This window comes from Pedobacter nyackensis (genome assembly GCF_900176505.1).
Taxonomy (GTDB): domain Bacteria; phylum Bacteroidota; class Bacteroidia; order Sphingobacteriales; family Sphingobacteriaceae; genus Pedobacter; species Pedobacter nyackensis.
Window position 1 is genome coordinate 278,614 of sequence record NZ_FWYB01000003.1, and the last position, 26,789, is coordinate 305,402.

The 26,789-nt window shown below is 40.9% G+C and carries 19 protein-coding genes; 14 read left to right on the forward strand and 5 right to left on the reverse strand.

Annotated elements, in window-relative coordinates; translation table 11 throughout:
* Window position 1: 1 nt before the first annotated feature.
* From B9A18_RS09200 to B9A18_RS09245, 10 genes are all read left to right on the forward strand, one after another.
* A complete protein-coding gene (locus tag B9A18_RS09200) occupies window positions 2–1,735 on the forward strand; it encodes an OmpA family protein (protein ID WP_084288979.1) in 1,734 nt (577 codons plus the stop codon).
* Window positions 1,736–1,930: 195 nt separating this feature from the next.
* Window positions 1,931–3,706, forward strand: coding sequence for an AMP-dependent synthetase/ligase (locus tag B9A18_RS09205; RefSeq protein ID WP_084288980.1), 1,776 nt, complete (start codon window positions 1,931–1,933; stop codon window positions 3,704–3,706).
* 19 nt (window positions 3,707–3,725) lie between these two features.
* Window positions 3,726–5,396: a gamma-glutamyltransferase gene (gene ggt, locus B9A18_RS09210; protein ID WP_084289119.1), complete on the forward strand. Its 1,671-nt coding sequence runs from the start codon at window positions 3,726–3,728 to the stop codon at window positions 5,394–5,396.
* Window positions 5,397–5,517: 121 nt separating this feature from the next.
* Window positions 5,518–6,846, forward strand: a complete 1,329-nt coding sequence (locus tag B9A18_RS09215) for a DUF6089 family protein (RefSeq protein ID WP_084288981.1) — start codon at window positions 5,518–5,520, stop codon at window positions 6,844–6,846.
* 133 nt (window positions 6,847–6,979) lie between these two features.
* Complete coding sequence (locus tag B9A18_RS09220; protein WP_084288982.1) at window positions 6,980–7,438, forward strand: MarR family winged helix-turn-helix transcriptional regulator; 459 nt, start codon at window positions 6,980–6,982, stop codon at window positions 7,436–7,438.
* Window positions 7,419–9,779, forward strand: a complete 2,361-nt coding sequence (locus B9A18_RS09225) for a 3-hydroxyacyl-CoA dehydrogenase/enoyl-CoA hydratase family protein (protein ID WP_200816340.1) — start codon at window positions 7,419–7,421, stop codon at window positions 9,777–9,779. The genes B9A18_RS09220 and B9A18_RS09225 overlap by 20 nt, the downstream gene beginning before the upstream one ends.
* A 23-nt stretch (window positions 9,780–9,802) precedes the next feature.
* Window positions 9,803–10,981 (forward strand): acetyl-CoA C-acyltransferase, encoded by a 1,179-nt coding sequence (locus B9A18_RS09230; protein WP_084288984.1) that lies wholly within the window; start codon window positions 9,803–9,805, stop codon window positions 10,979–10,981.
* 13 nt (window positions 10,982–10,994) lie between these two features.
* Entirely contained in the window at window positions 10,995–12,785 is a 1,791-nt protein-coding gene (locus B9A18_RS09235) for an acyl-CoA dehydrogenase family protein (protein WP_084288985.1), read from the forward strand.
* A gap of 125 nt (window positions 12,786–12,910) precedes the next feature.
* On the forward strand, window positions 12,911–13,402 hold the full coding sequence (locus B9A18_RS09240) for an FKBP-type peptidyl-prolyl cis-trans isomerase (protein ID WP_084288986.1): 492 nt from the start codon (window positions 12,911–12,913) through the stop codon (window positions 13,400–13,402).
* Complete coding sequence (locus B9A18_RS09245) at window positions 13,399–14,304, forward strand: FKBP-type peptidyl-prolyl cis-trans isomerase (RefSeq protein ID WP_084288987.1); 906 nt, start codon at window positions 13,399–13,401, stop codon at window positions 14,302–14,304. Before B9A18_RS09240 ends, B9A18_RS09245 begins: the two co-directional genes overlap by 4 nt.
* Before the next feature lie 3 nt (window positions 14,305–14,307).
* Here the strand turns inward: B9A18_RS09245 and B9A18_RS25610 are convergent, their stop codons facing one another.
* The 3 genes from B9A18_RS25610 to B9A18_RS09255 are packed head-to-tail and all read right to left on the reverse strand — an operon-like array spanning window position 14,308 to window position 16,529.
* A complete protein-coding gene (locus B9A18_RS25610) occupies window positions 14,308–14,817 on the reverse strand; it encodes an FAD-binding domain-containing protein (RefSeq protein ID WP_317048228.1) in 510 nt (169 codons plus the stop codon).
* Window positions 14,818–14,829: 12 nt separating this feature from the next.
* Window positions 14,830–15,612: a deoxyribodipyrimidine photo-lyase gene (locus B9A18_RS25615; protein ID WP_317048229.1), complete on the reverse strand. Its 783-nt coding sequence runs from the start codon at window positions 15,610–15,612 to the stop codon at window positions 14,830–14,832.
* 11 nt (window positions 15,613–15,623) lie between these two features.
* On the reverse strand, window positions 15,624–16,529 hold the full coding sequence (locus tag B9A18_RS09255; RefSeq protein WP_084288988.1) for a TIGR01777 family oxidoreductase: 906 nt from the start codon (window positions 16,527–16,529) through the stop codon (window positions 15,624–15,626).
* Window positions 16,530–16,777: 248 nt separating this feature from the next.
* Between B9A18_RS09255 and B9A18_RS09260 the strand changes: the two genes are divergently transcribed.
* The 4 genes from B9A18_RS09260 to odhB all read left to right on the forward strand — a co-directional run bounded on the left by B9A18_RS09260 (window position 16,778) and on the right by odhB (window position 23,091).
* Entirely contained in the window at window positions 16,778–18,070 is a 1,293-nt protein-coding gene (locus B9A18_RS09260; protein WP_084288989.1) for a DASH family cryptochrome, read from the forward strand.
* 34 nt (window positions 18,071–18,104) lie between these two features.
* Window positions 18,105–18,983 (forward strand): MerR family transcriptional regulator, encoded by an 879-nt coding sequence (locus B9A18_RS09265; RefSeq protein ID WP_235005278.1) that lies wholly within the window; start codon window positions 18,105–18,107, stop codon window positions 18,981–18,983.
* A gap of 65 nt (window positions 18,984–19,048) precedes the next feature.
* The gene (locus B9A18_RS09270) at window positions 19,049–21,844 is read left to right on the forward strand and encodes a 2-oxoglutarate dehydrogenase E1 component (RefSeq protein ID WP_084288990.1); all 2,796 of its coding nucleotides are present in this window, start codon (window positions 19,049–19,051) and stop codon (window positions 21,842–21,844) included.
* A 20-nt stretch (window positions 21,845–21,864) separates the two neighbouring features.
* Window positions 21,865–23,091: a 2-oxoglutarate dehydrogenase complex dihydrolipoyllysine-residue succinyltransferase gene (odhB, locus tag B9A18_RS09275; RefSeq protein WP_084288991.1), complete on the forward strand. Its 1,227-nt coding sequence runs from the start codon at window positions 21,865–21,867 to the stop codon at window positions 23,089–23,091.
* 139 nt (window positions 23,092–23,230) lie between these two features.
* On the opposite strand, the gene B9A18_RS09280 is transcribed toward odhB, so the two are convergent.
* Together B9A18_RS09280 and B9A18_RS09285 are read right to left on the reverse strand one after the other, a co-directional pair.
* Window positions 23,231–24,889 carry a M1 family metallopeptidase gene (locus B9A18_RS09280; RefSeq protein ID WP_084288992.1) on the reverse strand — a complete coding sequence of 553 codons (1,659 nt, stop codon included), beginning with the start codon at window positions 24,887–24,889 and terminating at the stop codon, window positions 23,231–23,233.
* A 2-nt stretch (window positions 24,890–24,891) separates the two neighbouring features.
* Entirely contained in the window at window positions 24,892–26,769 is a 1,878-nt protein-coding gene (locus B9A18_RS09285; RefSeq protein ID WP_084288993.1) for a CocE/NonD family hydrolase, read from the reverse strand.
* Window positions 26,770–26,789 lie beyond the last annotated feature (20 nt).

The window sequence follows — 26,789 nt, forward strand, 5'->3', positions numbered from 1 at the left end:
TATGATCAATAAAAATTTTCCCTCATTCATATTTTGCCTCGTACTGCTGTTAACCTTACAAAACAAGGTAAAAGGCCAGTATATTTTAAAAGAAGCAGATCAACAGTATGCACTTTACAACTATAGCAGGGCTATAGATTTATACGAAAGAGCATATCAGAAAAAAGTTACCCTTCATGCTGCAGAAAGACTTGCCGAGTGTTATAAATATCAGCAAAACTATATACAGGCAGAAAACTGGTCAGCGCTGGCCGTGGCTATGGCTGACAGTAAGCCTATAAATATCCTTCACTATGCTCGAGCCCTCCAGAGCAATGCCAAATATGCAGAGGCTAAACTACAATATAATAAATACAGTGAGCAGGATAAGGGGGTGACGGAAAAGCAGAAAAATATATGGCTGCAGTCTTGCGATTCGGCCATACGTTGGATGAAGGAGCCAACAACAATCACCCTAAAAAACGAAGAAGCCTTAAATTCTTCGAAATCAGACTGGGGTGCAACAAAATTAGCGGGTAATATGGTTTTTGCATCAGATAGGGATATCATCAATAAGCGTAGGGGAGTGGGAAATCGCTCCTTCTTAAAGTTTGATGGTTCAAAAATGCCTGATAAGAATACTTATAGCTGGACAGGGAATCCTTATTTAAGTCTGTACATGCAAGAAGGAACTGAGGGTATTAAGCTTTTCCCGCTGAATGCCGGGACAGCTTACCACGTGGGACCTGCAAGCTTTACTGCTGATGGTAAGCTCGTGTATTTTACGCTAACAAAAATTGATAAGGATGTAATATATGAAAAGGTAGAAGGCATAAAGAATAAGGTTGCTACAGCAAATATAGAGATCTATTCAAGTACAAAGAACGATGGAGGAGAATGGTCTGTTCCAATTTCCTTTAAATACAATAATGCAAAAAAATATTCTGTAGGTGATCCTTACATTTCTCCAGATGGGAAGCACTTGTACTTTGTTTCTAATATGCCGGGCGGTAAGGGCGGAACGGATTTGTACGTAAGTGAGAAAAATGGTAGTGAATGGGGGCAGCCGGTAAACTTAAAGGAAATCAATACTGAAGGGGATGAACGGAGCCCCGCCTTTGATGAAGCATCCAATTTTTACTTTAGCACTGACGGCAGGATAGGCATGGGCGGACTGGATGTCTATACAGCTAAATTTGCAGATGGGAAAATAGGTGAACCTAAGAACCTTGGGTACCCAACTAATTCTCCGCAAGATGATTTTGCCTTTAACCTGCTGACAAAGGAAACGGGCTACCTTTCTTCAAACAGAACCGGTGGTTTGGGCCTTGATGATATTTATAGTTTTACCCTGCCGGAACCAAAGAAGGTTTCTTATACTGATCCGGTGGTTTTGAACAAGGAAATCAGGATAGAGAATATCTATTATGATTTTGATAAATGGAACATTAGACCGGATGCAGCTATTGAACTGAATAAACTGGTGGAGGTACTTAAGGAGAATCCAACGATATGGATTGTGCTGGGGTCACATACTGATAGTAGAGGAAATGATGCCTACAATCAAGCGCTATCACAAAACAGAGCAAACTCAGCTGTCGAGTACATCATCAAGAGAGGTATAGATAAAAGTAGAATAACAGCAAAAGGTTATGGAGAGACCAGACTCCTGAATAGATGTGGTAATGGCGTTAAATGTACGATAGAAGAACACCAGTTAAACAGAAGAACTGAATTTACAATTGTGAAGCAGTAAAAGGAACAATAGAAAAACTATTGAAACCCCTGGATGGAAATCCTGAACGGAGATGTCTATTATTTCAATATACTGACCTGAAAGTTGAATGAAAATATTAATTATTTTTAGTTAAGTTTGGGAAGCGAGGCCTATGCAAAAGAATCTACTGATGCATGGTCAATTAACCAAATCTTTTAATTAAGCTGATGAAATATGGCTGTAACCGTAACCAGGGTATTTGATTTACTCCAATACAATTTAGAGAAGTTCCCAAAAGAAGAATTTATAAGCGGTAAAATTAATGGTGAATGGCAGAAATACAGTACTACGCAATTTTGTGAAACTGTAGATGCTTTAAGTCATGGTTTAATTGGCTTGGGCATTGGAAAAGGGTCCAGAGTTGCAGTAATGTCGCCCAACAGACCGGAATGGAATATTACTGATTTTGCGATCATGCAGATTGGTGCTTACCAGATTCCTCTTTACCCTACGCTTGCAGAACACGACATCAAATTTATTATAGAAAATGCTGAAGTAACGGTAATCTTTGCCGCTGATGAAGCTTTGTACAAAAAGCTGAAGACAGTTTGTGATGAATTAGGCTCAGCCATAAAAATATATACATTTAATGAAGTTCCGGGTGCGGAGCATTGGAAGTCGCTGCTGGATTCAGATGCAGCAAACGGTACTATCCATTTGAGTACTTATCGCGCAGCGATTACTCCAGATGATATCTTAACCTTGATTTATACTTCCGGAACTACAGGGACGCCCAAAGGAGTAATGCTTACGCATGATAACCTGGTTCAAAACTTTGTAAACTCTGCTGTGGTTTTGCCCGAAGGAATTAAAAAAGGATTGAGCTTTTTGCCACTGTCGCACATATTTGAACGGATGATTGTATACCTGTATATATTTACAGATATCTCTGTTTACTATGCCGAAAGTATGGAAACCATCGTTGCCGATATACAATATGTTAAACCCAATGCCTTTTCTACGGTTCCTCGTTTGCTTGAAAAAGTGTATGACAAGATCATGGAGAAAGGGAAAGCGCTTACCGGTATCAAAAAAGGCATCTTTTTTTGGTCGGTCGCTCTGGCTGAGAAGTTTGATTTCAGCAATGGATGGTTTTATCATTTTAAGCTTGGCATAGCCCGTAAACTGGTGTTTAAAAAATGGAGAGCGGCCCTTGGAGGTGAAATCATCGTCATCGTTTCGGGCGGAGCAGCATTAAATCCACGGCTGGCCCGTATTTTCTGGGCTGCGGGAATGCCGGTTTTTGAAGGTTATGGTCTTACCGAAACCTCTCCCGTAATTACCGTAAATCATTTTGGTTCTACCATGTTTGGTACTGTAGGGGCAGCAATTGATGGCGTAGAGATTAAAATTGCAGAAGATGGTGAAGTGCTTACGCGTGGACACCATGTGATGAAGGGATACTATAATCGTCCGGATCTTACTGCCGAATCTATTGATAGTGAAGGTTGGTTCCATACCGGTGATATTGGTGAAATTAAAGAAGGTAAATTCTTAAAGATCACGGATAGGAAAAAGGAAATATTTAAAACTGCGGGTGGTAAATATGTGGCGCCTCAACCCTTGGAGAACAAGTTTAAAGAGTCGGTTCTGATTGAACAGATCATGGTGTTTGGCGAAAACAGGAAGTTCCCTGCTGCCCTGATTGTTCCTAATTTCGAAGCTTTAAAAGCATGGTGCGCTAAGAAAGGCATCAGTTATACTACCAAAGAGGAAATCATTAAAAATTCGCAGGTACTGGAGAAATATAACCAGATACTGGAATACAGTTCAAAGGAATTTGGTCAGTGGGAAAAGGTTAAACGTTTCGCCTTGTTGCCTAAAGAATGGAGTATAGATGGTGGGGAACTAACGCCAAAACTGAGCTTTAAAAGAAAAGTTATTCTCGAAAAGAATGCCGGCCTTATTGATCAGATATATGTGGAAGCCGAAAATTATCATAAAGGATAAAAGAGCTGTTCAATCAGCTATGCTGCTTGCTGTACTTGTTTTTGCAGGTTGTGTAGGCGGACAACTTGGCCAGCAGAACAGCGCCGAGTACAGGAATGGTATGGTGGTTTCTGCCAGTGAAAAAGCTTCACAGGTTGGCCTTAATATCCTTAAAAAAGGTGGCAACGCAGTTGATGCGGCTGTTGCTGTACAGTTTGCCCTGGCTGTGGTATATCCAAATGCAGGTAATATTGGAGGTGGCGGATTTATGGTCTACCGTTCTGCATCCGCAGAAACCAATACCCTGGATTTTCGTGAAAAGGCAGGTTCAAAAGCTTCCAGGGATATGTATCTTGATGCTGCAGGCAATCCTGTAGTGGATAAAAGTTTGGATGGACATTTGGCTTCAGGAGTACCCGGATCGGTAGAAGGAATGGTTGAAGCGCATCAGAAATACGGTAAATTGAAATGGGCCGACTTGATCGCGCCTGCTATTGAGCTTGCTAAAAATGGGTTTAAAATTAGTCCGCAACAAGCTGGAGAATTCAACAGACAGAAACATAGATTTGTTAAGTACAATCCTGTGGGAACGGCACTTGTAAAAGATAGCGACTGGAAGGAAGGTGACTTGTTAGTGCAATCTGAGCTGGCCGCAACCTTAACATTGATCAGAGATAAAGGACGGGCAGGCTTTTATGAGGGGCCTGTTGCTGATAGCTTACTCGCCGAAATGAAACGTGGAGGTGGTATTATTACTGCTGAAGATTTAAAAAATTATAAGGCCATATGGCGTAAACCCGTTGTAGGTAATTACAAGGAATATAAAATTATTACCATGCCCCCACCTTCAAGTGGTGGTGTTGCTTTAATTCAGTTGTTGAAATCGGTAGAACCTTATCCTTTGAAAAGATGGGGATTTAATGCTGACTCAACTGTGCAGGTCATGGTTGAGGCTGAGCGAAGGGTTTATGCCGATAGAGCCGCTTATCTTGGAGATCCTGATTTTTTTAAAGTGCCGCAGACTGAACTATTAAATGATAGTTATATCAAAAGTAGAATGGCCGGATTGAATTGGGAGCGCGCTACCTCAAGTAAAGAAATTAATGCCGGGGTTTTAAAAACTGCGGAACATGAGGAGACTACTCATTTTTCTATTGTCGACAGGGATGGTAATGCCGTGTCGGTAACCACTACACTGAATGGTTCCTATGGATCTGCAGTGGTGGTAAAGGGTGCCGGTTTTTTATTGAATAATGAAATGGACGATTTTTCGGTAAAGCCGGGAGCGCCCAATATGTATGGTTTAGTAGGCGGCGAAGCAAATGCTATTGCGCCGGGTAAGCGTATGTTGAGTTCAATGACACCTACAATCGTTGAAAAGAATGGAGAACTGTTTATGATTGTGGGCACTCCGGGAGGTTCTACGATCATTACTTCAGTTTTTCAAACCTTAGTTAATGTCATTGAATTTAATAAAACTATGCAGGCTGCGGTTGATGCGAAGAAGTTTCATCACCAGTGGTTGCCTGATACTATTTATGTAGAAAAAGGCGCTTTGGATAGTCTGACGGCCTTAAAATTGGTAAATAAAGGTTATCCGGTTTTAGAACGTGGAAATATAGGAAGGGTCGACGCGATATTAAAAACAAAATGGGGGTATTACCAGGGAGGAGCGGATCATCGTGGTGATGATAAAGCGCTGGGATGGTGAGTTGTATAGAATTATAAACAGCTACTGCTTCTAATTCGGTTTCAAGGGGTATTTAAAAATTGGCCTGACAATTGAATTGTATTTAAAGAATTAAATATACTAATTATTTAACCCTCATATTATGAAACAAAATTTATTTAAATGTTTACCCTTAGCTTTTTCGGCTTTGTTTTTAGGTGGTGCTGTTCAGGCACAGGATAAATCGGCTGAGGCAAACCAGCTTTCTACCTGGTCAATTGGTATAAATGCAGGTGCGCTATCACCAATTTCTCCACTTGGAGGTAAAAATGATTTTTCCAACTGGAAAACTGATTTGGGATACGGTTTGTATATTAAAAAGCAACTTACCCCATATTTCTCTCTTCGTTTGGATGGGGTTAGAGGTAAATTAAAAGGTGATAATGCAGAGCCATTTGATGGTGGAACTGTTAATATGAGTAGTGTTAGTGCTTTTGAAACTGACCTTTCTTATTCCGGAAGTTTAAATGCGGTGGTAAACTTGTTTAACATTAGCATGTTTAATAAAAACAGCGCATTGCAATTGTATGCATCTGCTGGTGCTGGTTTAGCTGGTTATAAAGTTAAAACTGCCACAGGCAGTGGGACTTTAACAGATTATGCAGCTGGTAAAACCATTAGTGAATTGATTATTCCGGTTGGATTGGGTGCTAAGTTCAAAGTAGCCGAAAGGATAAACCTGGATTTGGGTTGGACTGTAAACTACGTTGATGGTGATAACCTGGATGGAGTTTATCGTACTGGTAATGATAAATATTCTTATGCTTACGGTGGTTTAGAGTTTGCGCTTGGTAAAGGAGGAAAACAATTGGCATGGCATAATCCTGTAGCTTTAACTTATGATGAAGCTTTACAGGCTAAACAAACAGCTGATGCATTGAAAAGCGATATGGATGCGCAAAAAGCTGAAAATGCTAAGTTAAGAGCTGAAATGAGCGACCTGATGAAAGATACTGATGGTGATGGCGTTTCTGATAAATTTGATAAATGTCCAGGTACACCTTCAGGAGTAGTTGTGGATGGGGCTGGTTGTCCTTTAAAAGTTCCGGTTCCAGTTGTTCAGGAAAAAGTAATTATTACTGAAGCAGATCGCAAAGTGGTTGCCGATGCAATTAAGAACCTTGAGTTTGATTTGAATAAAGCTACCATTCGTGCAAAATCGTATCCGACATTAAACAGGGTTGCAGAGCTTCTGATCCAGAAGAATTTTAGTTTGAAATTAGCCGGACACACTGACAATACAGGATCTAATGCATTGAATATGCGTTTATCTAAAGCCAGAGCAGAGTCGGTAAGGACTTACCTGGTGGCGCAGGGTGCTAATGCATCCCGCATTGAGGCAACAGGTTATGGAGAGGAGCAACCTATCGCTTCTAATAAAACTGCCGCAGGTCGTCAGAAGAATAGAAGGGTAGAGTTCACTTTATACTAGACAGAATTAGTACTGAGCGTAAAAGGCCTTCCTGTTAATTCAGGAGGGCTTTTTTGTGTCTAATATTATTAATTAATTGTATTTGCATTATAGTTTTTAATTCTATAGCTTTGTTATGCAAGCATAGTAATTAATGAAACAGCAGGAAACAATAGATTATTTTTTGAAGGTAGTTTGGCAGAATGTATCAAATACATACAATCAAATCGCCTCGGGGTTTGGAATCACACAGGCCATAGGCTATGTGCTCATTAATATTGGCAAAGAAGGCACAGCTGTTACGCAGCTGGCGGGCTTGCTGGGTGTGAAGGCAACCAGCCTGTCCAGGATGCTAAACAATATGGAAGAACTAGGGTTAATATACAGGGAAACTTCGACAGGGGATAAACGTTCTGTGAAAGTTTACCTGACTGAACTTGGTTATGAAAAAAGGCATATGGCTAAAGGTGTAGTGATTGATTTTAACGAATACCTGGCTAAAAACCTGAGTACAATCGAAAAGAATAACCTGTTGATAACCCTGCAGAAATTGAACAAACTTACATTGGCATATAAAATTCCCGTTGAAGATGATGAACAAAAAGATCAATAAAGTAGTGGTGCTGGGCTCAGGTATTATGGGCTCGCGTATTGCCTGTCACTTTGCGAACATTGGAGTAGAAGTGCTTTTGCTGGATATCCCGGCTAAAGAAGGTGATAAAAACACCATTGTAAACACAGCCTTGCAGAATGCGGTGAAAACCAATCCTTCGCCGGTTTATTCGAAAAAGGTGCTTAACAAAATTACAACGGGGAACTTCGAAGATGATATGGCCAAGATTGCCGGCTATGATTGGATTATAGAAGTTGTAGTAGAGAACCTTGATATCAAGAAAAAGGTTTTTGAACAGGTAGAGCAATTCCGCAAGCCTGGTACTTTAGTTACTTCAAATACTTCGGGTATTCCGATTCATTTGATGGCGGAAGGTCGTTCGGAAGATTTTAAAGCGAATTTCTGTGGAACGCACTTTTTTAATCCGCCACGCTATTTAAGATTACTTGAAATTATACCTACGCTGCATACCAACCCACAACTGGTTGATTTTTTAATGCATTACGGCGATAAATTCTTAGGAAAGACTACTGTTTTATGTAAAGATACCCCCGCATTTATTGCCAATAGGGTTGGGGTATATTCCATCATGGCTTTATTGCACCTGGTGGAAAAAATGGAGCTGACTGTTGAGGAGGTGGATAAATTTACCGGACCAGCATTGGGCCGACCAAAATCTGCTACTTTCCGTACTACGGATGTGGTTGGTCTGGATACCATGATTAAAGTATCGAAAGGGCTGTATGACAATTGTCCGGATGATAAGGCGCACGATTTGTTTAAACTTCCTGCTTATGTAGAGAAGATGGAAACTAATAAATGGCTGGGTGATAAAACCGGTCAGGGCTTCTATAAGAAAACAAAATCTGCCGATGGCAAAACAGAAATACTAGCGCTGGACTTAAAAACGCTGGAATACCGTCCTCAGGAGAAGGTTAAATCAGCTACGCTGGATATGACTAAGCCTATTGAGAATGTGAAAGACAGGATGAAGGTGTTCGCAGCAGGGAAAGATAAAGCAGGAGAGTTGTTCAGGGCTTCTTTCTTTGGTTTGTTTGAATATGTGTCCGACAGAATCCCTGAGATTTCTGATGAATTATACAGAATTGATGATGCCATGCGTGCTGGTTTCGGATGGGACTTAGGTCCGTTCGAAGTTTGGGATGCTGTAGGTGTTACGGAAGCAATTGAAGGCATGAAGAAATATGGACATGAGGCTGCGGCTTGGGTTCATGAAATGCTTGCTGCCGGACATACCTCATTTTACAAAGTAGAAGATGGCGTTAAAAAATATTACGATATCCCTTCTAAAAGCTTTAAAGCAGTGCCTGGCACTGAAGCATTTATCATCCTTGATAATTTAAGGGCCAATAAAGTGATCTGGAAAAACTCCGGAGCTTCAATTATTGATCTGGGTGATGGAATTTTAAATGTAGAGTTCCATTCTAAAATGAATACCATTGGCGGGGACACTTTACAAGCCATTAATAAAGCCATTGATATGGCTGAAAAAGATTATAGAGGCGTAGTGATTGGTAACGACGGGGCAAACTTCTCCGCAGGAGCTAATGTAGGAATGATCTTTATGATGGCGGTTGAGCAGGAGTGGGAAGAGTTGAATCTGGCGATCAGGATGTTCCAGAATACTTCTATGCGGATCAGGTATTCATCTATTCCGGTAGTTGTGGCCCCTCATAATTTAACCTTGGGTGGTGGTTGTGAATTTAGTTTGCATGCCGACCACGTACAGCTGAATGCTGAAACCTATATGGGATTGGTTGAGTTTGGTGTGGGTGTGATTCCCGGTGGCGGTGGTACAAAGGAATTCGCTTTGCGCGCTTCTGATGAGTATAAAGAGGATCAGATTGTACAGAATGCATTGAAAGATCGCTTCTTAACCATCGGTATGGCTAAAGTTTCTACTTCAGCTGTAGAAGCATTTGAACTGGGTTATTTGCAGAAAGATAAATATTCGATCAGTATGAACCGGAGCAGGTTAATTGCCGATGCAAAGGCTAAGGCGATTGAACTGGCTGATGCCGGGTATACGCAACCGGTAAGACGTAAAGACATTAGGGTTTTAGGTAAACAGGGCTTAGGTATTGTTTACGCTGGTGCCAATACCATGTATTCGGGTCGTTATATTTCTGAGCATGATAAAAAGATTTCTGAGAAGCTGGGTTGGGTAATGTGTGGTGGAGATCTATCGTCGCCAACCGAAGTAACAGAGCAATATTTGCTGGATCTGGAGAGGGAAGTTTTCTTATCGCTTTGTGGAGAGCGTAAGACTTTAGAGCGGATACAGAGTATTGTAACCAAGGGTAAACCATTAAGAAACTAATTAGCTTAATAAAAAGATAAGACATGCAAGAAGCATATATTATAGCAGGATATCGTACCGCAGTGGGCAAGGCCCCTCGTGGTGTATTTCGTTTTACAAGAGCTGATGATTTGGCTGCAGAAGTAATCAGAGCACTGGTAGCTTCGGTACCTAACCTGGATAAAGAACAGATTGATGATGTAATTGTTGGGAATGCAACGCCTGAGGCTGAGCAGGGACTAAATATAGCCCGTATGATCTCGTTAATGGGATTGGATACGGATAAAGTACCGGGTGTTACTGTAAACAGGTATTGTGCATCGGGCCTGGAAACTATTGCTACTGCCGTTGCTAAGATTAAGAGCGGAATGGCAGATTGTATTATCGCCGGTGGTGTGGAAGTGATGTCGGGCATGCCTTTTGGTGGTTGGAAGATCGTTCCGAATGCAGATGTGGCCAGGACTAATCCGGATTGGTATTGGGGAATGGGCTTGACTGCTGAAGCTGTAGCAAAGGAATACAATGTGAACAGGGAAGACCAGGATTTATTTTCTTTTCAATCGCATCAGAAAGCAGTAGAAGCCATTAAAAATGGTCATTTGAAAGATGGGGTATTGCCGATTACAGTGAATGAAAATTACCTGGATGCGGATATGAAAAAGAAAACCCGCAGTTATGTAGTGGATACTGATGAGGGACCACGTGCTGATACTTCGGTTGAGAAGCTGGCTAAATTAAAGCCTGTTTTTGCTGCGGATGGTTGTGTTACGGCGGGTAATTCTTCGCAGACCTCAGATGGTGCCGCTTTTGTACTGGTGGTGTCTGAAAAGAAAATGAAAGAACTGGGTGTTGATCCTATTGCGCGTTTAGTGAGTTATGGAATTGCAGGTGTGCCACCACGTATTATGGGGATCGGACCGATCTATGCGATTCCTAAAGCATTAAAACAGGCAGGGATGACGCTTGATCAGATGGATTTGATTGAGCTTAATGAGGCTTTTGCTTCTCAATCACTGGCTATTGTAAGGGATTTGCACATCAATCCAGATATTTTAAATGTGAATGGTGGTGCGATTGCCTTAGGACATCCATTGGGATGTACCGGAGCAAAGTTATCAGTGCAAATATTTAATGAATTAAAAAGAAGGAAACAGAAATACGGGATGGTGACGATGTGCGTAGGTACAGGACAGGGCGCAGCCGGTATTTTTGAAATGCTTTAATATTATAGAAAACATGGAAGCTACAGACAAAAAAACAATTAAGGGTGGCGAGTTTTTGATCACAGAAACCACTTATCAGGATGTATTTATTCCTGAAGAATTTGATGAAGAGCAAAAGATGATTGCACAGACCTGTCGGGATTTTCTGGCAGCTGAAGTGTTCCCAAATCTTGACCGTATTGATGCGCAGGAAGAAGGATTGATGGTTTCATTGATGGATAAAGCGGGGGAGCTGGGTATTTTAGGGGTTTCTATCCCTGAAGTGTATGGTGGTTTCGGGAAGGATTTTAATACTTCTATGCTGGTTGCAGATGTAATTGGTGCCGGGCATTCATTTGCTGTAGCTTTGTCGGCGCATACAGGTATTGGTACTTTGCCTATTCTGTATTATGGATCAGAAGAACAGAAAAATAAATATATCCCTAAGCTGGGAACAGGTGAGTGGAAAGCTGCCTATTGCTTAACAGAACCTAATTCAGGGTCGGATGCCAATTCGGGTAAAACGAAGGCGAAGTTATCTGATGATGGTAAGCACTATGTGATTAATGGTCAGAAAATGTGGATCACCAATGGTGGTTTCGCAGATGTTTTTATCGTGTTTGCAAAAATTGATGATGATGCTAACTTGACTGCTTTCATCGTAGAGCGTGCTTTCGGCGGCATTACCATGAACCCGGAAGAGCATAAAATGGGTATTAAAGGATCTTCAACAAGACAGGTATTCTTTAACGACTGCCATGTGCCGGTTGAGAACATGCTTTCAGAGCGTCAGAACGGATTTAAGATTGCAGTTAACATTTTAAATATAGGTCGGATTAAACTGGCTGCAGCGGCAATTGGTGCCTCAAAGGCCGTAATTGATACAGCTGTAAATTATTCAAATGAAAGGGTACAGTTTGATCGCCAGATCTCTAAATACGGAGCAATCAGATACAAACTGGCAGAAATGGCCACTAAAGTATATGCTGTAGAATCGGCCAATTATCGTGCAGGTCAGAATATTGATGATGCTTATGCCTCATTGGTTGCAGGAGGGATGGATGCGAGTAAAGCAAAACTTAAATCTACAGAGCAATTTGCTGTGGAGTGCGCCATCTTGAAAGTATGGGGCTCGGAAGTGTTGGATTATGTGGTTGATGAGGGGGTACAGGTTTATGGCGGTATGGGCTTCTCAGCTGATGCACCAATGGACAGGGCTTATCGTGATGCACGCATAAACAGGATTTTTGAAGGTACCAATGAGATCAACAGATTGCTTACCGTTGATATGATGCTGAAACGCGCCATGAAAGGTGAACTGGATCTGATGACACCTGCTACTGCTGTTGCGGCCGAACTAATGTCTATCCCTGATTTCGGTGAAGAAGATAATACGTTGTTTGCGGCTGAAAAGAAGATCCTTAAGAATTTGAAAAAAGCAACACTGATGGTGGCTGGTGCTGCGGTTCAGAAGTTGATGATGAGCCTTTCAAAGGAGCAGGAAATATTGATGAACATTGCAGATATGGCCAGCTATGTGTATGTGGCTGAATCGGCGATGTTGAGAACCGAGAAACTGGTAAGTATGCGTGGTGAGGAAGCTTGCGAAGGCCAGTTGAATATGATGCGTATTTACTTCGTTGAAGCTGTTGATGCGGTTCAGAAAGCAGGTAAGGAAGCGTTATGGGCTTTTGCTGAAGGTGATGAGTTGCGCATGATGATGGTTGGTCTGAAAAGATTTACCAAAATGGAAGCCTTTAATGTGAAAGACGTTAGACAAAAGGTGGCGCAGCAATTGATTGCTGCTAATAAATATTGTTATTAAAGAAACGATTCATAATTAAAACTGGAAGGCCCGTAATCTGATTGCGGGCTTTTTTGTGGCATGGAAAATTGTTAAAATTGGTTAAAAATTGTGCCTTCAGCAATAAAAGACTATTTTTGTGAATTATGTTAAAAGCCAGTGTTTTGTTGGGCCTTGTTTTGATTGCAGTAGGATTTTTTGCCTGCGAGAAAGACGTGCCTTATGATGGACCAAAACAAATGGAAATTGACGCCGCAATAATTGATAAATATTTAGTGGATAGCAACGTTAGGGCAGATAAGCATAGCACCGGGTTGTATTACAATATCATCCGAGAGGGTTCAGGAAACCCTGTTGCTCTTGATGACACTGTTTATGGCAATTATACATTGAAAATTTTAAAAGACTCCGTTTTGTTAGCCAAAACCGTCGACAGCACTTTCATGTTTATCCCACGTGGTTATATGAAAGGATGGAATACGGGGGTAAGCTTAATAAAACCAGGTGGAGCAATCAGGATGATTATTCCGTCCCCCCTGGCCTATGAACAAAGGGTAGTTGAGTCACCAAAAATACCAGCAAATTCAATATTAGATATTACTTTAGAAATAGTTTCTGTAAATAAAAAACCCAAATGATTAAAAAGTTATCATTATATACCCTTGCCTTGTTAGGCGGTTTAGTTCTGTTCAATTCATGTAAAAAGGAGTATGAGACTATTGAAACACTTGACGATCGCACAATAGCGGAATACATTAAAAATAACAACCTTACGAATGTAAAGGATACACTGGGTTATCATTATCAGATTATTACCCCTGGTGCGGGAGCTCAGTTGCTCAATTCGGACTCGGTATATTATACTTACGATTTTAAACACACCGATGGTCGTTCGATCATTAAGAATGGTGATTATCAGATTCCTGGGACATTTTTAGGATATACTGATAGATTTGGGTTTTTAACTATACCGAGTGTTAGATTCACGCTTAGTAAACTGAAAAGAGGTGGTACAGCAAGAGTTATTGTTCCATCAAGATTGGCATTTGGAAAAAATGGCAATACTACTTTAGGCGTTGGATCCAATGAGGTTATTGTAATTGAATTGGCTTTATTGGCTGAAAGTAAGCAACATCAGATAGATAATCTTTTGATCAATAAATTCGTTGCTGCTAATAAATTGCAAACGACAGTAGATCCTGGTAAGCGGGTTCAGTATATTGTTTCAAATGTTGGAACGGGTAAAGAAGACTTAAAGACGACTTCAACTGTAAAAGTTAAATATACTGGAAGATTACTTAACGGAACCGTTTTTGATTCTTCTACTGATGGTGTTGAATTTAAACTGGATGAAGTAATTCGAGGTTGGACAGAGACATTACCTGGAAAAGTAGGTGTAGGAGGTAAGATCAGGTTGTTGATTCCTTCTGATCTGGCTTATGGTAGTAAGGCACAAACAGACATTAGCGGGAATGTTTCTATCCCTGCGAACTCATCTCTTGATTTCGATATTGAGATTGTAAGTATTACAAATAAATAGTCATTATTGAGCTAATGCGGTCTTAAATACTTTTAATACCCTTTCTCTTGCAAAAGCATGTTCAACTATAGGTTTAACATGCTTTTGTTGTTTTAACTCAGGTACCCAATAATGAATGTATTTATTTTTGGGGTCGAACTTTTTAGCTTGTAGCTCCGGGTTGAATACTCTGAAATAAGGAGCCGCATCATTGCCACATCCGCAAGCCCATTGCCAACCGCCAATATTACTGGCTTGTTCATAATCCAGCAATTTCTCTGCAAAATAGGCTTCGCCCCAGCGCCAGTCGATCAATAAGTGCTTGGTTAGAAAGCTGGCGACTACCATTCTTACGCGGTTGTGCATATATCCTGTTTCATTGAGCTGACGCATTCCGGCATCAACCAAGGGGTATCCGGTATTTCCTTTACACCATTTTTCAAAATCAGCCTCATTGTTAATCCATTGAATATTATCATATGCCGGTTTGAAGGAGCGGTTAACCGTATGAGGGAAATGCCATAAAATCATCATGTAGAAATCTCTTCAGGCAAGCTCAGATAACCATTTTTCTGCTTTTTGTACTATTGCCTGCCTGACTGCTTCGCGGATGCTGATGGTTCCGAATCGAAGGTGCAAGCCAATATGTGTAGTGGCGTCTTCTGCCGGAAAATCTCTCTTTTCTTCATAGACCTGGAGCTTTGTTTCAAAGTCCATATCAGGGAATTTTTGTTCAGCATGTTCAAAACCCATAGATTCAAGTGTAAGCGAGTCGTTTATTTGGATCGGAAGCAGATGTTCCAGGTATAGCGTTGAGGGGTAGGCCTTGGCATAAAAGGGGGTTAGTTTATGCAACCACTGGCGAAAATATGGGGTGAATACCGTATAAGGTTTGCCATTTGCTTTTATGACCTCATCCTTTTCAAAAATAACCTGGTCTTTATAGGTGTTGAAGCTAATGTTTTTGGAAGCTAAGTGTGTTGCCAACGCATGATCTCTTTCCTGTGCATAAGGTTCGTAATCGTGATTGGTATAAACTTCTTTGACGGTATAGGTCGCTAATGTTTCCGCCCAAACTTCTTCCGGCTTTCCGTATTTTATCAGTATGGATGAACCAAATTGATTTACTTTATCATTAAGGCGCGCCATGGTGTCGAATATAAAAGTAACCCGCGCATCTTTAGGGTCCGCTAATTTCGACAGGATATTTTGATCAAAGATGAACAGCAGTAAGACGGGATAATTAGATTTAAGCGCATGGTACAGTGCTGCATTGTCTTCTAATCTTAAATCTCTACGTAGCCAGCAGATGCTTATTTTTTGCTTCATGGGAAGAGTTCTCAGCCGTAAATATCGGATAAAGCATCTTCAAGTTGAGTATATTTAAAGCGGAAGTCGGTAGATAATAGTTTCTGTGCTGAAGTATTTGTACTCATGGTGACTACCTTACTCATTTCGCCAAGTATCATATTAAGTGCGATTTCTGGTACATTAAATGGCCACACCGGACGGTGTAGTTTTTTGGCTATATTTTTAGTTAGGGTAGCATTGGTGACAGGAAATGGTGCGCAGAGATTGTATGCGTCCGAGATGAAGTCATTTTCTACGGCCATAGTATAGGTCGCTACAACATCATCAATATGAATCCATGGAACCCATTGTTTTCCGGAACCCAAAGGAGCACCTGCAAAGAGTTTAATAGGTTTTTCCATGGACGCCAATGCGCCTTCTTCTTTGGCCAGTATAACGCCGGTTCTCAGTTTTACAACCCTTATTCCTAGTTGTAAACCCTGGTCTGCAGCAGCTTCCCACCGTTTGCAGCAATCGGCCATAAATCCGGCACCTGAAGGATCCTCTTCGGTAAGAATCTGATCACCGCAATCGCCATAGTAGCCAACTGCAGAAGCAGAGATGAATGTGCTGATGCTTGCGTTGGTTTCCTTTATCGTTTTGTAAAGTAAGTTAGCAGAAAGGACTCTGCTGTCTATAATCTGTTTTTTGCGTTCGTTTGTCCATGTATGTTCAGCAATGTTTTCTCCGGCAAGATGAATGATGGTGTCTATCCCTTTCATACATTCAGGGTCTATCTGATGATGATATACATCCCATAAATATGATTTGACAAGCGGTATATCTTTTTGCTTTCTGGAAAGTATGGCGACCGTATGACCTGATTTTTGTAAAGCAGGGATTAGTTTTTTGCCGATCATGCCAGTTGCTCCGGTAATTAAAATGTGCTTGTTCATTTTTTAGGTGTTTTGTATTTGAGATGAAGAGCAAAAAGATATTGAAACAATTGCTGCGTTATATTGGTAGTGTTATTTAACGCGAGAAGATAATGATATAACTCTTGATTACTGATTTGGTTTTTGTTAAATTATCTTTTTGTAGTAAATTTTTTGTTCTGCTTATGTAAAGATTGTCACAATATTAGCTTTAAGATAAAAAATGGCATATTTTTGAAATTTACCGTAAAAGTTTAGCTCAGGGATTAATGAAGAACAGGAAAATATTGGTTTGGTTTAGAAATGACCTTCGACTGCATGACAATGAAATGTTGGTTGAAGCTATCGCTAAATCGGATACTATTTTACCGGTTTACTTTTTTGACCCGAGGTATTTCGAATCTACCAGATTTAATACCGTTAAAACAGGCGCTTTAACCGCGCAGTTTCTTATAGAAAGTGTGTTGGCTTTAAGGGCTACTTTTCAAAAGATGGGCGGTGATATTTTACTGATCCACGGTAGGCCTGAAGATCACATTAAGGAATTGGTTGAGCAATTTGATATTGCCGAGGTGTATCATCACCGCGAAGTTGGACCTGAAGAGACTGTGATTTCTGGTCATGTTGAAGATCTGTTATGGACGCTTAAGATTAATCTAAGACATTTTATTGGGCATACCCTATACAATAAGGAAGACCTTCCTTTTCCAATTAAAGATATACCTGATGTTTTTGTTCAGTTTAAAAAGAAAACTGAAAGAGACGCGATTGTAAAATCATGTTTTCTATCTCCGGAGTATATATCGTTTGTAGAGAATGAGGATTGGGGGACTGCACCTTCATTAAATGAATTGGGTTTTTCAGTAGATGAGACTCGGGTTTCGGGCAAGTATGCTGTTGGTGGTGAAGACGCAGGTTTGAAGCACCTGGAATTGTTGCTGGCTTCGGGTTCTGATATTTACCAGAAAGCAAATACTAAAACTACTGTTGATAAACCTGGTTTCTCGTCGCGACTTTCTGCGTGGTTAACCTTTGGGTGTTTATCACCACGAAAAGTATACTGGGAAGTTAAGAAGGCTGAAAGCGAATTTGGGGGTAATCCTAATTTTAACCAGATTCTACTGGGTTTGTTGTGGCGTGATTATTTTAGATTTATGTTTAAAAAACATGGCATTGCTTTTTTCCAGGAAGATGATCTGGAAAGTGCTATTGCGGAGGCCACTGCAGTGCTTAATCCTGCGCTTGAAAAGTGGAAAGTCGGGCTTACAGGAAATTCGATAGTTGATAAGTATATGCACGATTTGAACGCGACAGGCTTTATCCCACATGCGGGTAGGCTATTGGTGGCTACCTATCTTGTGCATGTGTTAAAGGTTCACTGGGTATGTGGTGCAGCCTATTTTGAAGAAAAAATGATCGATTATGCTGCGGCAAGCAACTGGGGTAACTGGGCTAGTGTTGCCGGGGTTGGTAAAGACTCCAAATCAAAGAATGGATTCGATTTGAATAAACAGATTAAAATTCTTGACGATGCTATTCCCGATAGCACATCTTTAGTTTAAACAAAGTCGCCACTGGTTTGTTGTTTTCTTCAGCGTGAAGAAATATTCAATCAGTGATATAGAAAGCCTTATCGGTATTAAAGCCCACACCATTAGGGCCTGGGAAATAAGGTACAACCTGGTGCCGCCAAAAAGAACACCCACCAATATCAGGTATTACGATGACGAGGACCTAAAATCTCTGCTAAATATCGTTGCACTCAATGGAAATGGATATAAGATCAGCAGGATTGCAAAGTTGCATAAACAGCAGGTGGTGGATTTAGTTCATCAGCTTAACACGGATTGGGATAATGAATCAGTTCAGTTGTTGAGCCTTTCGGGAGCGGCAATGAAATACGATGAGACTGCATTTTCAAAGATTTTATTGGGTTGCATTGAAGAAATGGGTTTGATTAAAACCATGGATACGGTATTGTTTCCTTTCATGAAGCATGTGGGGATGTTATGGCAAACCGGAACAATTGATCCCTCACAGGAGCATTTTGCTTCTAATCTAATTAGAGATCGCCTTATTGTTGAAATAGATAAAGTAGTGAAGCCGGAGATTGAAAAGTGCATGCGTTTTCTGCTTTTTTTGCCTGAAGGGGAGATGCATGAAACGGGTTTACTTTTTGCCAGATATTTATTAAAAAAATGTGGTCATGAAACACTTTATCTGGGCTCTGAAATTCCTTATGCAGATATCGAAAAAGTAATTAGTGCTTATCAGCCTGATTACGCTTTTATTGTGTTGACGTCTTTAAACCTTGGAAAAGATGTCAACAGAATTATCACAAAGGTGATGCAGCATGTGGATGTTCCCTTGCTTGTTGCAGGCAGTTTAATCGCGGAATTCGACATTCTTGTAAAGGATAGATTGATACCTTTAAAGGATGTTTGCGGGATGGTTGGATTTCTTGAAGAATTATAAAGAAAGTTGACTGTTTTGTGCGGTAAAATCCTAATTTTGCAACACTTATAGCATATTTAAACATAATGGATAATTTATCTTATCTCAGCGGCGATAACGCCGATTACGTAGACTCCTTATACCAATCTTATAAAGAAGATGCAAATTCTGTAGAATTTGGATGGCAGAAGTTTTTTGAAGGTTTTGATTTTGGAAGAGATTCTTCAGGTACTACCGTTAGTGCTGAAGCTCCAGAACACTTTTTGAAGGAAATTAATGTCTTGAACATGATCAATGGTTACCGCCAGCGTGGTCATTTGTTTACGCATACCAATCCAGTAAGAGAGAGACGTCAGCATTTGCCGACGTTGGATCTGGAAAATTTTGGTCTTGCTGAATCTGATTTGAATACCGTTTTTAATGCAAGTGTTGAACTGGGTATCGGTGCGGCTAAATTAAGCGACATTGTTGCTTTTTTAAAGCAAACTTACTGCCGTTCGATAGGTGCTGAGTATAAATATGTACGTACGCCGGAAGTGCTTTCATGGATTGAGCAAAAAATGGAAAGCGTGCGCAATACACCAAACTTTTCTATCAATGAAAAGAAGCGGATATTGACAAAACTAAATGAGGCGGTAAGCTTTGAGAATTTCTTAGGTACTAAGTTCCTTGGTCAGAAAAGATTTTCATTAGAGGGTGCTGAAGCTTTGATCCCTGCGCTTGATTCAGTAATTGAAAAAGGTGCTGATCTGGGTATCGAAGAATTTGTGATAGGTATGGCGCACAGGGGACGTTTGAACGTTCTGGCTAATATCATGCAAAAATCCTATAAAGATATTTTTGCAGAGTTTGAAGGTAAAGGTTACAGCGCTGAGTCGCCGTTTGGAGGTGATGTGAAGTACCACCTTGGTTACTCTACAGATGTGACTACAAATGATGGTAAAAATGTTCACCTGAGCCTTTGCCCGAACCCTTCTCACCTGGAAACAGTAAACGGAGTGGTTGAAGGAATGACCAGGTCGAAGATTGACTTTAAATATGATGGCGACAATGCTCGCATTGCACCAATCCTGATCCATGGTGATGCCTCAGTTGCCGGACAAGGCATCGTTTATGAGGTAATCCAGATGGCTGGCTTGGATGGTTACAAAACAGGTGGTACCATTCACCTGATCATTAACAATCAGGTTGGTTTTACTACCAACTTTAAAGATGCACGGACCAGTACTTATTGTACTGATATTGCTAAAGTAACCTTGTCGCCGGTATTCCATGTAAATGGGGATGACGTGGAAGCTTTGGTATATGCCATTAACCTGGCTATGGAATATCGTCAGAAATATAAAAATGACGTATTCATTGATATCTTATGTTACCGCAGGTTTGGGCACAACGAATCTGATGAGCCTAAATTCACGCAACCATTACTTTATAAGGCGATAGAGAAGCATGCGAATTCAAGAGATATTTATATCGATCAGCTTGTAAAAGAGGGTTCACTTGAAGCGAGTACTGCAAAAGAAATGGAAAAAGGATTCCGTGCCCTTTTACAGGAACGTTTAAATGAAGCGAAAACGATAACTTCTACTTACCAGGATGTGAAGTTTGGTGGTGCATGGTCTGATATGCGTATTGCTACACCTAAGGATTTTGAAAATTCTCCTGCAACAGCGGTTAAGAAATCTACTTTACTTGAGATTGCAAAGAGAATAAGTTCATTGCCGGCAAATAAAAAGTTCTTTAAGAAAATTGAGAAACTTTTTGATGAGCGTAGCAAAATGGCCAATACCACACATGTGTTTGACTGGGCTATGGGCGAGCAATTGGCTTATGGTACTTTGCTTGCAGAAGGTAAAAGAGTACGTTTAAGCGGACAGGATGTTGAACGTGGTACTTTCTCACACCGTCATGCGGTGATTACATTAGAAGATTCGGAAGAAGAATATATCCCATTGGCAAATATTTCTGAACAACAGGCGCCATTTGATATTTACAACTCGCATTTATCTGAGTATGGTGTTTTAGGTTTTGAATATGGTTATGCGATGGCTAACCCTAACGCTTTAACGATCTGGGAAGCGCAGTTTGGTGATTTCTTTAATGGAGCACAAATTGTTGTGGATCAGTATATCGCAAGTGCGGAAACTAAATGGCAACGTGAAAATGGTTTGGTAATGTTATTGCCTCACGGTTATGAAGGACAAGGTCCGGAGCACTCATCTGCAAGGATTGAGCGTTTTATGGAGCTTTGTGCGGATTACAATATGCAGGTAACCAACTGTACCACTCCTGCTAACTTCTTCCATGCTTTACGCAGACAGTTTAAGCGTGACTTTAGAAAGCCTTTGGTTGTATTTACACCTAAGAGCTTGTTGCGCCATCCTCAGTGTGTTTCACCATTGGTAGATTTCACAGAGGGTAAATTCCAGGAAGTAATTGATGATGCTAATGTAAAAGCAGCTGATGTTAAAAGAGTGTTGTTCTGTAGCGGTAAGATTTATTATGAACTGTTAGAGAAACAGCAAAAAGATAAAACTAAAGATGTAGCGATTGTTCGTGTTGAGCAATTGTATCCTACACCATTAGAGCAAATGGAGGCTGTATATAGCAAATATAAAAATGCTAAAGAAGCCGTTTGGGTTCAGGAAGAGCCTGAGAACATGGGTGCATGGCCATATTTGTTGCGCAGATTAAGGAAAACTGTTTTCAATGATATCGAAGTGATTTCAAGAAAAGAGAGCAGCAGTACAGCAACAGGATTTGCAAAACAACACGCAGATCAGCAAGCATACATTCTGGCTAAATCTTTTGAAATGACGGTTAGTGAGCATGATGAAAAGATAGCTAAGAAATCTGTGAGTAAAGAGTTTAATGTAGATTAGAAAAAAATAATACAACTGTTATGAGTATAGAAATAAAAGTTCCGCCAGTAGGCGAGTCGATAACCGAAGTTGTTTTATCCCGTTGGGTGAAAAATGATGGTGATGTAGTAGAAATGGATGAGGTGATAGCAGAATTAGAGTCTGATAAAGCAACATTTGAATTAACTGCAGAACAAGCTGGAACTTTAAAAACAGTAGCTGCTGAAGGTGATACTTTAGCGATAGGTGCTGTAGTTTGTAAAATTGAAGATGGTGGTGCTGCACCAAAAGCTAAAGAAGAAGCTGCTCCGGCAGAAAAGCCAGCTGCAACTGCTGATAAAGCTGCTGCTCCCGTAGCTGAGAAATCAGGCGAGAGTTATGCTACCGGTACTCCATCGCCTTCGGCCGGTAAAATATTGGCTGAAAAAGGCGTTGATGCTGCGGCTGTTAAAGGAACCGGTGTTGATGGAAGAATCACTAAAGAGGATGCCATGAACGCCCAGAAAGCTGCTCCTGCTGCTAAGGCAGCGGCGCCTCAGGCTGCTGTTGCTGCTCCTGTTGCAGGTTCAAGAAACGAACGCAAAGAAAAAATGTCGCCATTGCGCAAAACAGTAGCAAAACGTTTGGTTGCTGTGAAAAGTGAAACGGCTATGTTAACTACCTTCAACGAGGTAAACATGAAGCCGATCATGGATCTGCGTGGAAAATATAAAGATCAGTTTAAAGAGAAATATGGTGTAGGTTTGGGTTTCATGAGTTTCTTTACCAAAGCGGTATGTGAGGCATTGAAAGATTTCCCTGCTGTAAATGCTCGTATTGATGGTGATTCAGTAGTATATAACGACTTTGCTGATATCTCAATCGCTGTTTCTGCTCCTAAAGGATTGGTTGTTCCAATCATTAGAAATGCAGAAAGCATGAGCCTTGCGCAGATTGAAAAAACTGTAATCGAACTGGCTACAAAAGCGCGTGATAGCAAATTGACGATTGAGGAAATGACGGGCGGTACGTTTACTATCACTAATGGTGGTGTATTCGGATCAATGATGTCTACTCCAATCATCAATGCGCCTCAGTCGGCTATTTTAGGCATGCACAACATCATTGAACGTCCGATTGCGGAAAAAGGTGAGGTTGTTGTTCGTCCAATGATGTATCTGGCTTTATCTTATGATCATAGAATCATTGATGGCAGAGAGTCTGTAGGCTTCCTGGTAAGAGTTAAGCAATTGCTTGAAGATCCGGCCAGATTGCTATTAGGCATATAAGCTTTAATCTATAAAAAGACCCGCAAATCATGCGGGTCTCTTAATTTCCAATAAAAAAGGAGGATTTCTTAATAGAAATCCTCCTTTTTTATTGGAAGCCATTAATGCTTCTCGTCATTCTAAATTTATTCCTGCTTGATTATTTCACACTTTTTAAATTGATGTAAAAGTTTGGATCTGCTTTAAAAGTTTTATCGGTAATACCTTTATCGATTTCAATAGTTTTCCAATCAGTTGAAGGTTGAATGAAAGTGAAACTACCCGGCTTTAAGCTTACTTTTACGGGCATATCAAAGTCTTTAACGCCAGCAACCCATCTGTATTTTAGCTTTCTATTGTCGATTTGGTATTCAAGCGTTGGAATATTAACCTTACGTAAGTACTGATCAAAAACCTTATCCAGTTTTAGTCCGCTTTGTTTGGCTATATAATCTTCTACCTGCTGTGTGGTGACTGTTTTGTGGTAAAAGGTTTTATTTAATCCGCGCAGTATACCTCTGAATTTTTCATCATTACCGATGAGTTGTCTGATCAGGTGTACAAGGTTAGCGCCTTTGTAATACATATCACCGGAACCTTCATGGTTTACATCATATACACCAATAACCGGCTTGTCGTTTTTGATGTTATTCCTTATCCCGATTACATAAGCTGAGCCAGCTTCTTTCCCATATCTGGATTCGGTAAATAAGGATTCCGAATAATTGGTGAAGGCTTCGTGCACCCACATATCGGCAATGTCTTTTGTGGTGATGTTGTTGCCAAACCACTCATGTCCGCTTTCATGAATGGTAATGAAGTCGAACTTTAATCCCCATCCTGAACCTGACAGATCGGAGCCTTTATAGCCCATTTTAAAGTCGTTTCCGTAAGCTACCGCACTTTGGTGCTCCATACCCAGGTGAGGGGCTTGTACCAATTTATATCCATCTTCATAAAATGGATAGGGACCAAACCAATGTTCAAATGATTTAAGCATCGGTTTAACATCTGCGTCCCAGTGTGGACGGGCAAGAGTACTGTCTTCTTTTAAGGCCCAGTAATCTAAAGTCAGCTTACCTTTTTCACCTGCAAACTTATCTGTCCAGTGCGCATATTTACCTATATATAGGGTTACATTGTAATTGTTAATGGGGTTGTCTACAAACCAGTTGTATTGGGCATAACCGTTAGGCTTTTGCACGATGCTACGCAACCTGCCGTTAGAAACGTCTTGCAGGTCTTTAGGGACACTAATGCTGATCATCATGCTGTCTACCTCATCACTTTGGTGATCTTTGTTTGGCCACCAGCTGCTGGCGCCAAAACCCTGACAGGCGACAGACACCCACGGGTTGCCGGATTTGTCTTTGTTAAACATGAAGCCACCGTCCCAGGGTGGGTTTCTGGCAATGACAGGGTTTCCTGAATAGAACACGGTAAAGCTTTCTTTTGTCCCCTTTTTAATGGCTTTTGGGAAGCTTACAAACACTGCATTAAATTCACGTTTAAATGGAAGCTCAGATCCATTGTATACTACTTTGTCGACTTTTAGATTGCTGAATAAGTCGAACTGCAGTTTGTTGAAGTCTTGCATTGCAGTGAACTTAAATTCATTGGTACCACTGATGAACTTATTTGGAATATCAACCTTAACATCGAGGTGATAGTAATTGATGTCATAGCAACTGCGCAATGGTGTGAGTGTGCCGCGGAGACTATCAGCTCGTGAGAAATTTTTCTTATTCTGTAAAAGCTGTGCATTTATACTGCCTGTTGTAGTTAGCAGTATAACCAGGCTATAGAGTAGTTTTTTCATGTTTATGGTTTTAACACAGTAAGGGTGAGTGCAGAACTGTTGTTTACATCGTGAAATATACGGTGTGTGGCTTTTTGAAAATCTGAGGGTTCTGCGGTGTAGATATCCATAAATTTCTGTGGGTTTCTATCGGCCAATGGGAACCATGAATTCTGCACTTGTACCATAATACGGTGACCTTTTTTAAAGGTGTGTGCTACGTCTGGAAGTGCGTAGTTTACTTTGGTAACCAGCCCGGGTATAAAAGGTTCTGGTTTTTCAAAGCTGTTGCGGTATTTACCGCGCATGATTTCGCCACGCACCATCATTTGATAACCACCCATAATGAGGTTGCGCGGGTTAGGTGTAGGGGCGGGGCTATCTTCCGGAAACACATCAATCAGTTTAATTACATAATCGGCATCTGTTCCTGTAGTAGAAACAACCAGATTGGCTAGCACCGGACCGGCCAGAGTAATGTCTTCGGTTAGCACTTCAGTCTGGTATACGACTACATCTGGTCTGCGGGCTGCAAAGCGCTGATCATCGACCATGTATTCGCGGGTTCTTCTGTCCTGAACGCCGTCCTGGTAAGGGACTGGCTTATTGGGGTCGCTTACATATTCATCCCAGCTATCGGTACGTTGAACTTTATCAAAGCTTAATTTTCCGTTGGGTTGCAGGTATAAGGTTTTAGTCTCCGTTTCCTGAGGTGGCCATGCATTAAATCCTTTCCATTGGTTGCTGCCGGTTATAAAGATGTTTGCTTCGGCAGGTTTGAAGTTACCTTCACCTTTGAGGTGGTATTTGAAGAAGGGAAGTTCAAAGTTTTCCTGATAATAGGTACTGGTCGGCTGCCCGAAGTCTAAGTCGCCGAAACTGCTGCCGTTGCTACGTACCCAACCTCCGTGGAACCATGGGCCTGCTACAAGGATATTATTGGCACCTGGATTATGTTTCTCGATGGTTTTGTAGGTTGCAAAGGTTCCATATGCATCTTCTGCATCAAAGAAACCGCCAACAACCATTACGGCCGGCTTAACCTGTTTCAGATGCTGCTCAATACTTCTTGCTCTCCAGAAGGTATCGAGGTTTGGATGGGCAAATAAATTGTTCCAGAATTTGATGCTGTCGGCAAAATATTTCTCCTTTAAATTTTTAACAGATCCTGCTTCCAGATAAAAACGGTAATTGTCCTGAATCGGGAATTTAAATCCTTTAGGGCCTTTGTCAGGAGTAATTGGTTTTGGTCTTGGTACACCGAAGGTGCTCATGAAACTAAAAGCATCATTCAGAAATAAGGTGCCATTGTGATGGAAATCATCACCAATAAACCAGTCGGTGACCGGGGCCTGTGGCGAAACAGCTTTTAATGCCGGATGTGCACCCGGTAAAGAAGTCGTCGCGTAAAATCCGGGATAGGAAATTCCATATATACCTACTTTGCCATTGTTGTTCTTAATGTTTTTTATCAGCCAGTCGATGGTGTCATAAGTATCTGAGCTCTCATCGATATCCTTTTTACTTTTCTTCTTTGCTACATGGGGTCTGATGTCGTCGAAATCACCTTCGCTCATCCACTTGCCGCGTACATCCTGATAGACGAAGATGAAGCCTTCACGCATTTCTGCAGGGAAATTACCCAGACTTGTTTTGTACTTGTCTTCGCCATAAGGACCTACAGTGTAGGGTGTGCGGTTGAGCAGGAACGGGTATTTTTTTTGATTATCCTTTGGGATATAAATGGAGGTGAAGAGCTTGATGCCATCCCGCATAGGAATAAGCTTTTCTATTTTTGTGTAGTTCTGTTTAACATAGGCAGAATCGGTTTGTTGTGCCGATGCCGTGGATGCTGCAAAAAACAGGAGCAAGGCAAGTCGTAGGGATTTAACAAGGAACATAAGTATAGGTTTTTGAAGGC

What these genes read in the sequence shown, in the direction of transcription:
- B9A18_RS09200 (WP_084288979.1), top strand. Translation starts at nt 2, where the DNA reads ATGATCAATAAAAATTTTCCCTCATTCATATTTTGCCTCGTACTGCTG.
- B9A18_RS09205 (WP_084288980.1), top strand. Translation starts at nt 1,931, where the DNA reads ATGGCTGTAACCGTAACCAGGGTATTTGATTTACTCCAATACAATTTA.
- ggt (WP_084289119.1), top strand. Translation starts at nt 3,726, where the DNA reads ATGCTGCTTGCTGTACTTGTTTTTGCAGGTTGTGTAGGCGGACAACTT.
- B9A18_RS09215 (WP_084288981.1), top strand. Translation starts at nt 5,518, where the DNA reads ATGAAACAAAATTTATTTAAATGTTTACCCTTAGCTTTTTCGGCTTTG.
- B9A18_RS09220 (WP_084288982.1), top strand. Translation starts at nt 6,980, where the DNA reads ATGAAACAGCAGGAAACAATAGATTATTTTTTGAAGGTAGTTTGGCAG.
- B9A18_RS09225 (WP_200816340.1), top strand. Translation starts at nt 7,419, where the DNA reads ATGAACAAAAAGATCAATAAAGTAGTGGTGCTGGGCTCAGGTATTATG.
- B9A18_RS09230 (WP_084288984.1), top strand. Translation starts at nt 9,803, where the DNA reads ATGCAAGAAGCATATATTATAGCAGGATATCGTACCGCAGTGGGCAAG.
- B9A18_RS09235 (WP_084288985.1), top strand. Translation starts at nt 10,995, where the DNA reads ATGGAAGCTACAGACAAAAAAACAATTAAGGGTGGCGAGTTTTTGATC.
- B9A18_RS09240 (WP_084288986.1), top strand. Translation starts at nt 12,911, where the DNA reads ATGTTAAAAGCCAGTGTTTTGTTGGGCCTTGTTTTGATTGCAGTAGGA.
- B9A18_RS09245 (WP_084288987.1), top strand. Translation starts at nt 13,399, where the DNA reads ATGATTAAAAAGTTATCATTATATACCCTTGCCTTGTTAGGCGGTTTA.
- B9A18_RS25610 (WP_317048228.1), bottom strand. Translation starts at nt 14,817, where the DNA reads ATGATGATTTTATGGCATTTCCCTCATACGGTTAACCGCTCCTTCAAA.
- B9A18_RS25615 (WP_317048229.1), bottom strand. Translation starts at nt 15,612, where the DNA reads ATGAAGCAAAAAATAAGCATCTGCTGGCTACGTAGAGATTTAAGATTA.
- B9A18_RS09255 (WP_084288988.1), bottom strand. Translation starts at nt 16,529, where the DNA reads ATGAACAAGCACATTTTAATTACCGGAGCAACTGGCATGATCGGCAAA.
- B9A18_RS09260 (WP_084288989.1), top strand. Translation starts at nt 16,778, where the DNA reads ATGAAGAACAGGAAAATATTGGTTTGGTTTAGAAATGACCTTCGACTG.
- B9A18_RS09270 (WP_084288990.1), top strand. Translation starts at nt 19,049, where the DNA reads ATGGATAATTTATCTTATCTCAGCGGCGATAACGCCGATTACGTAGAC.
- odhB (WP_084288991.1), top strand. Translation starts at nt 21,865, where the DNA reads ATGAGTATAGAAATAAAAGTTCCGCCAGTAGGCGAGTCGATAACCGAA.
- B9A18_RS09280 (WP_084288992.1), bottom strand. Translation starts at nt 24,889, where the DNA reads ATGAAAAAACTACTCTATAGCCTGGTTATACTGCTAACTACAACAGGC.
- B9A18_RS09285 (WP_084288993.1), bottom strand. Translation starts at nt 26,769, where the DNA reads ATGTTCCTTGTTAAATCCCTACGACTTGCCTTGCTCCTGTTTTTTGCA.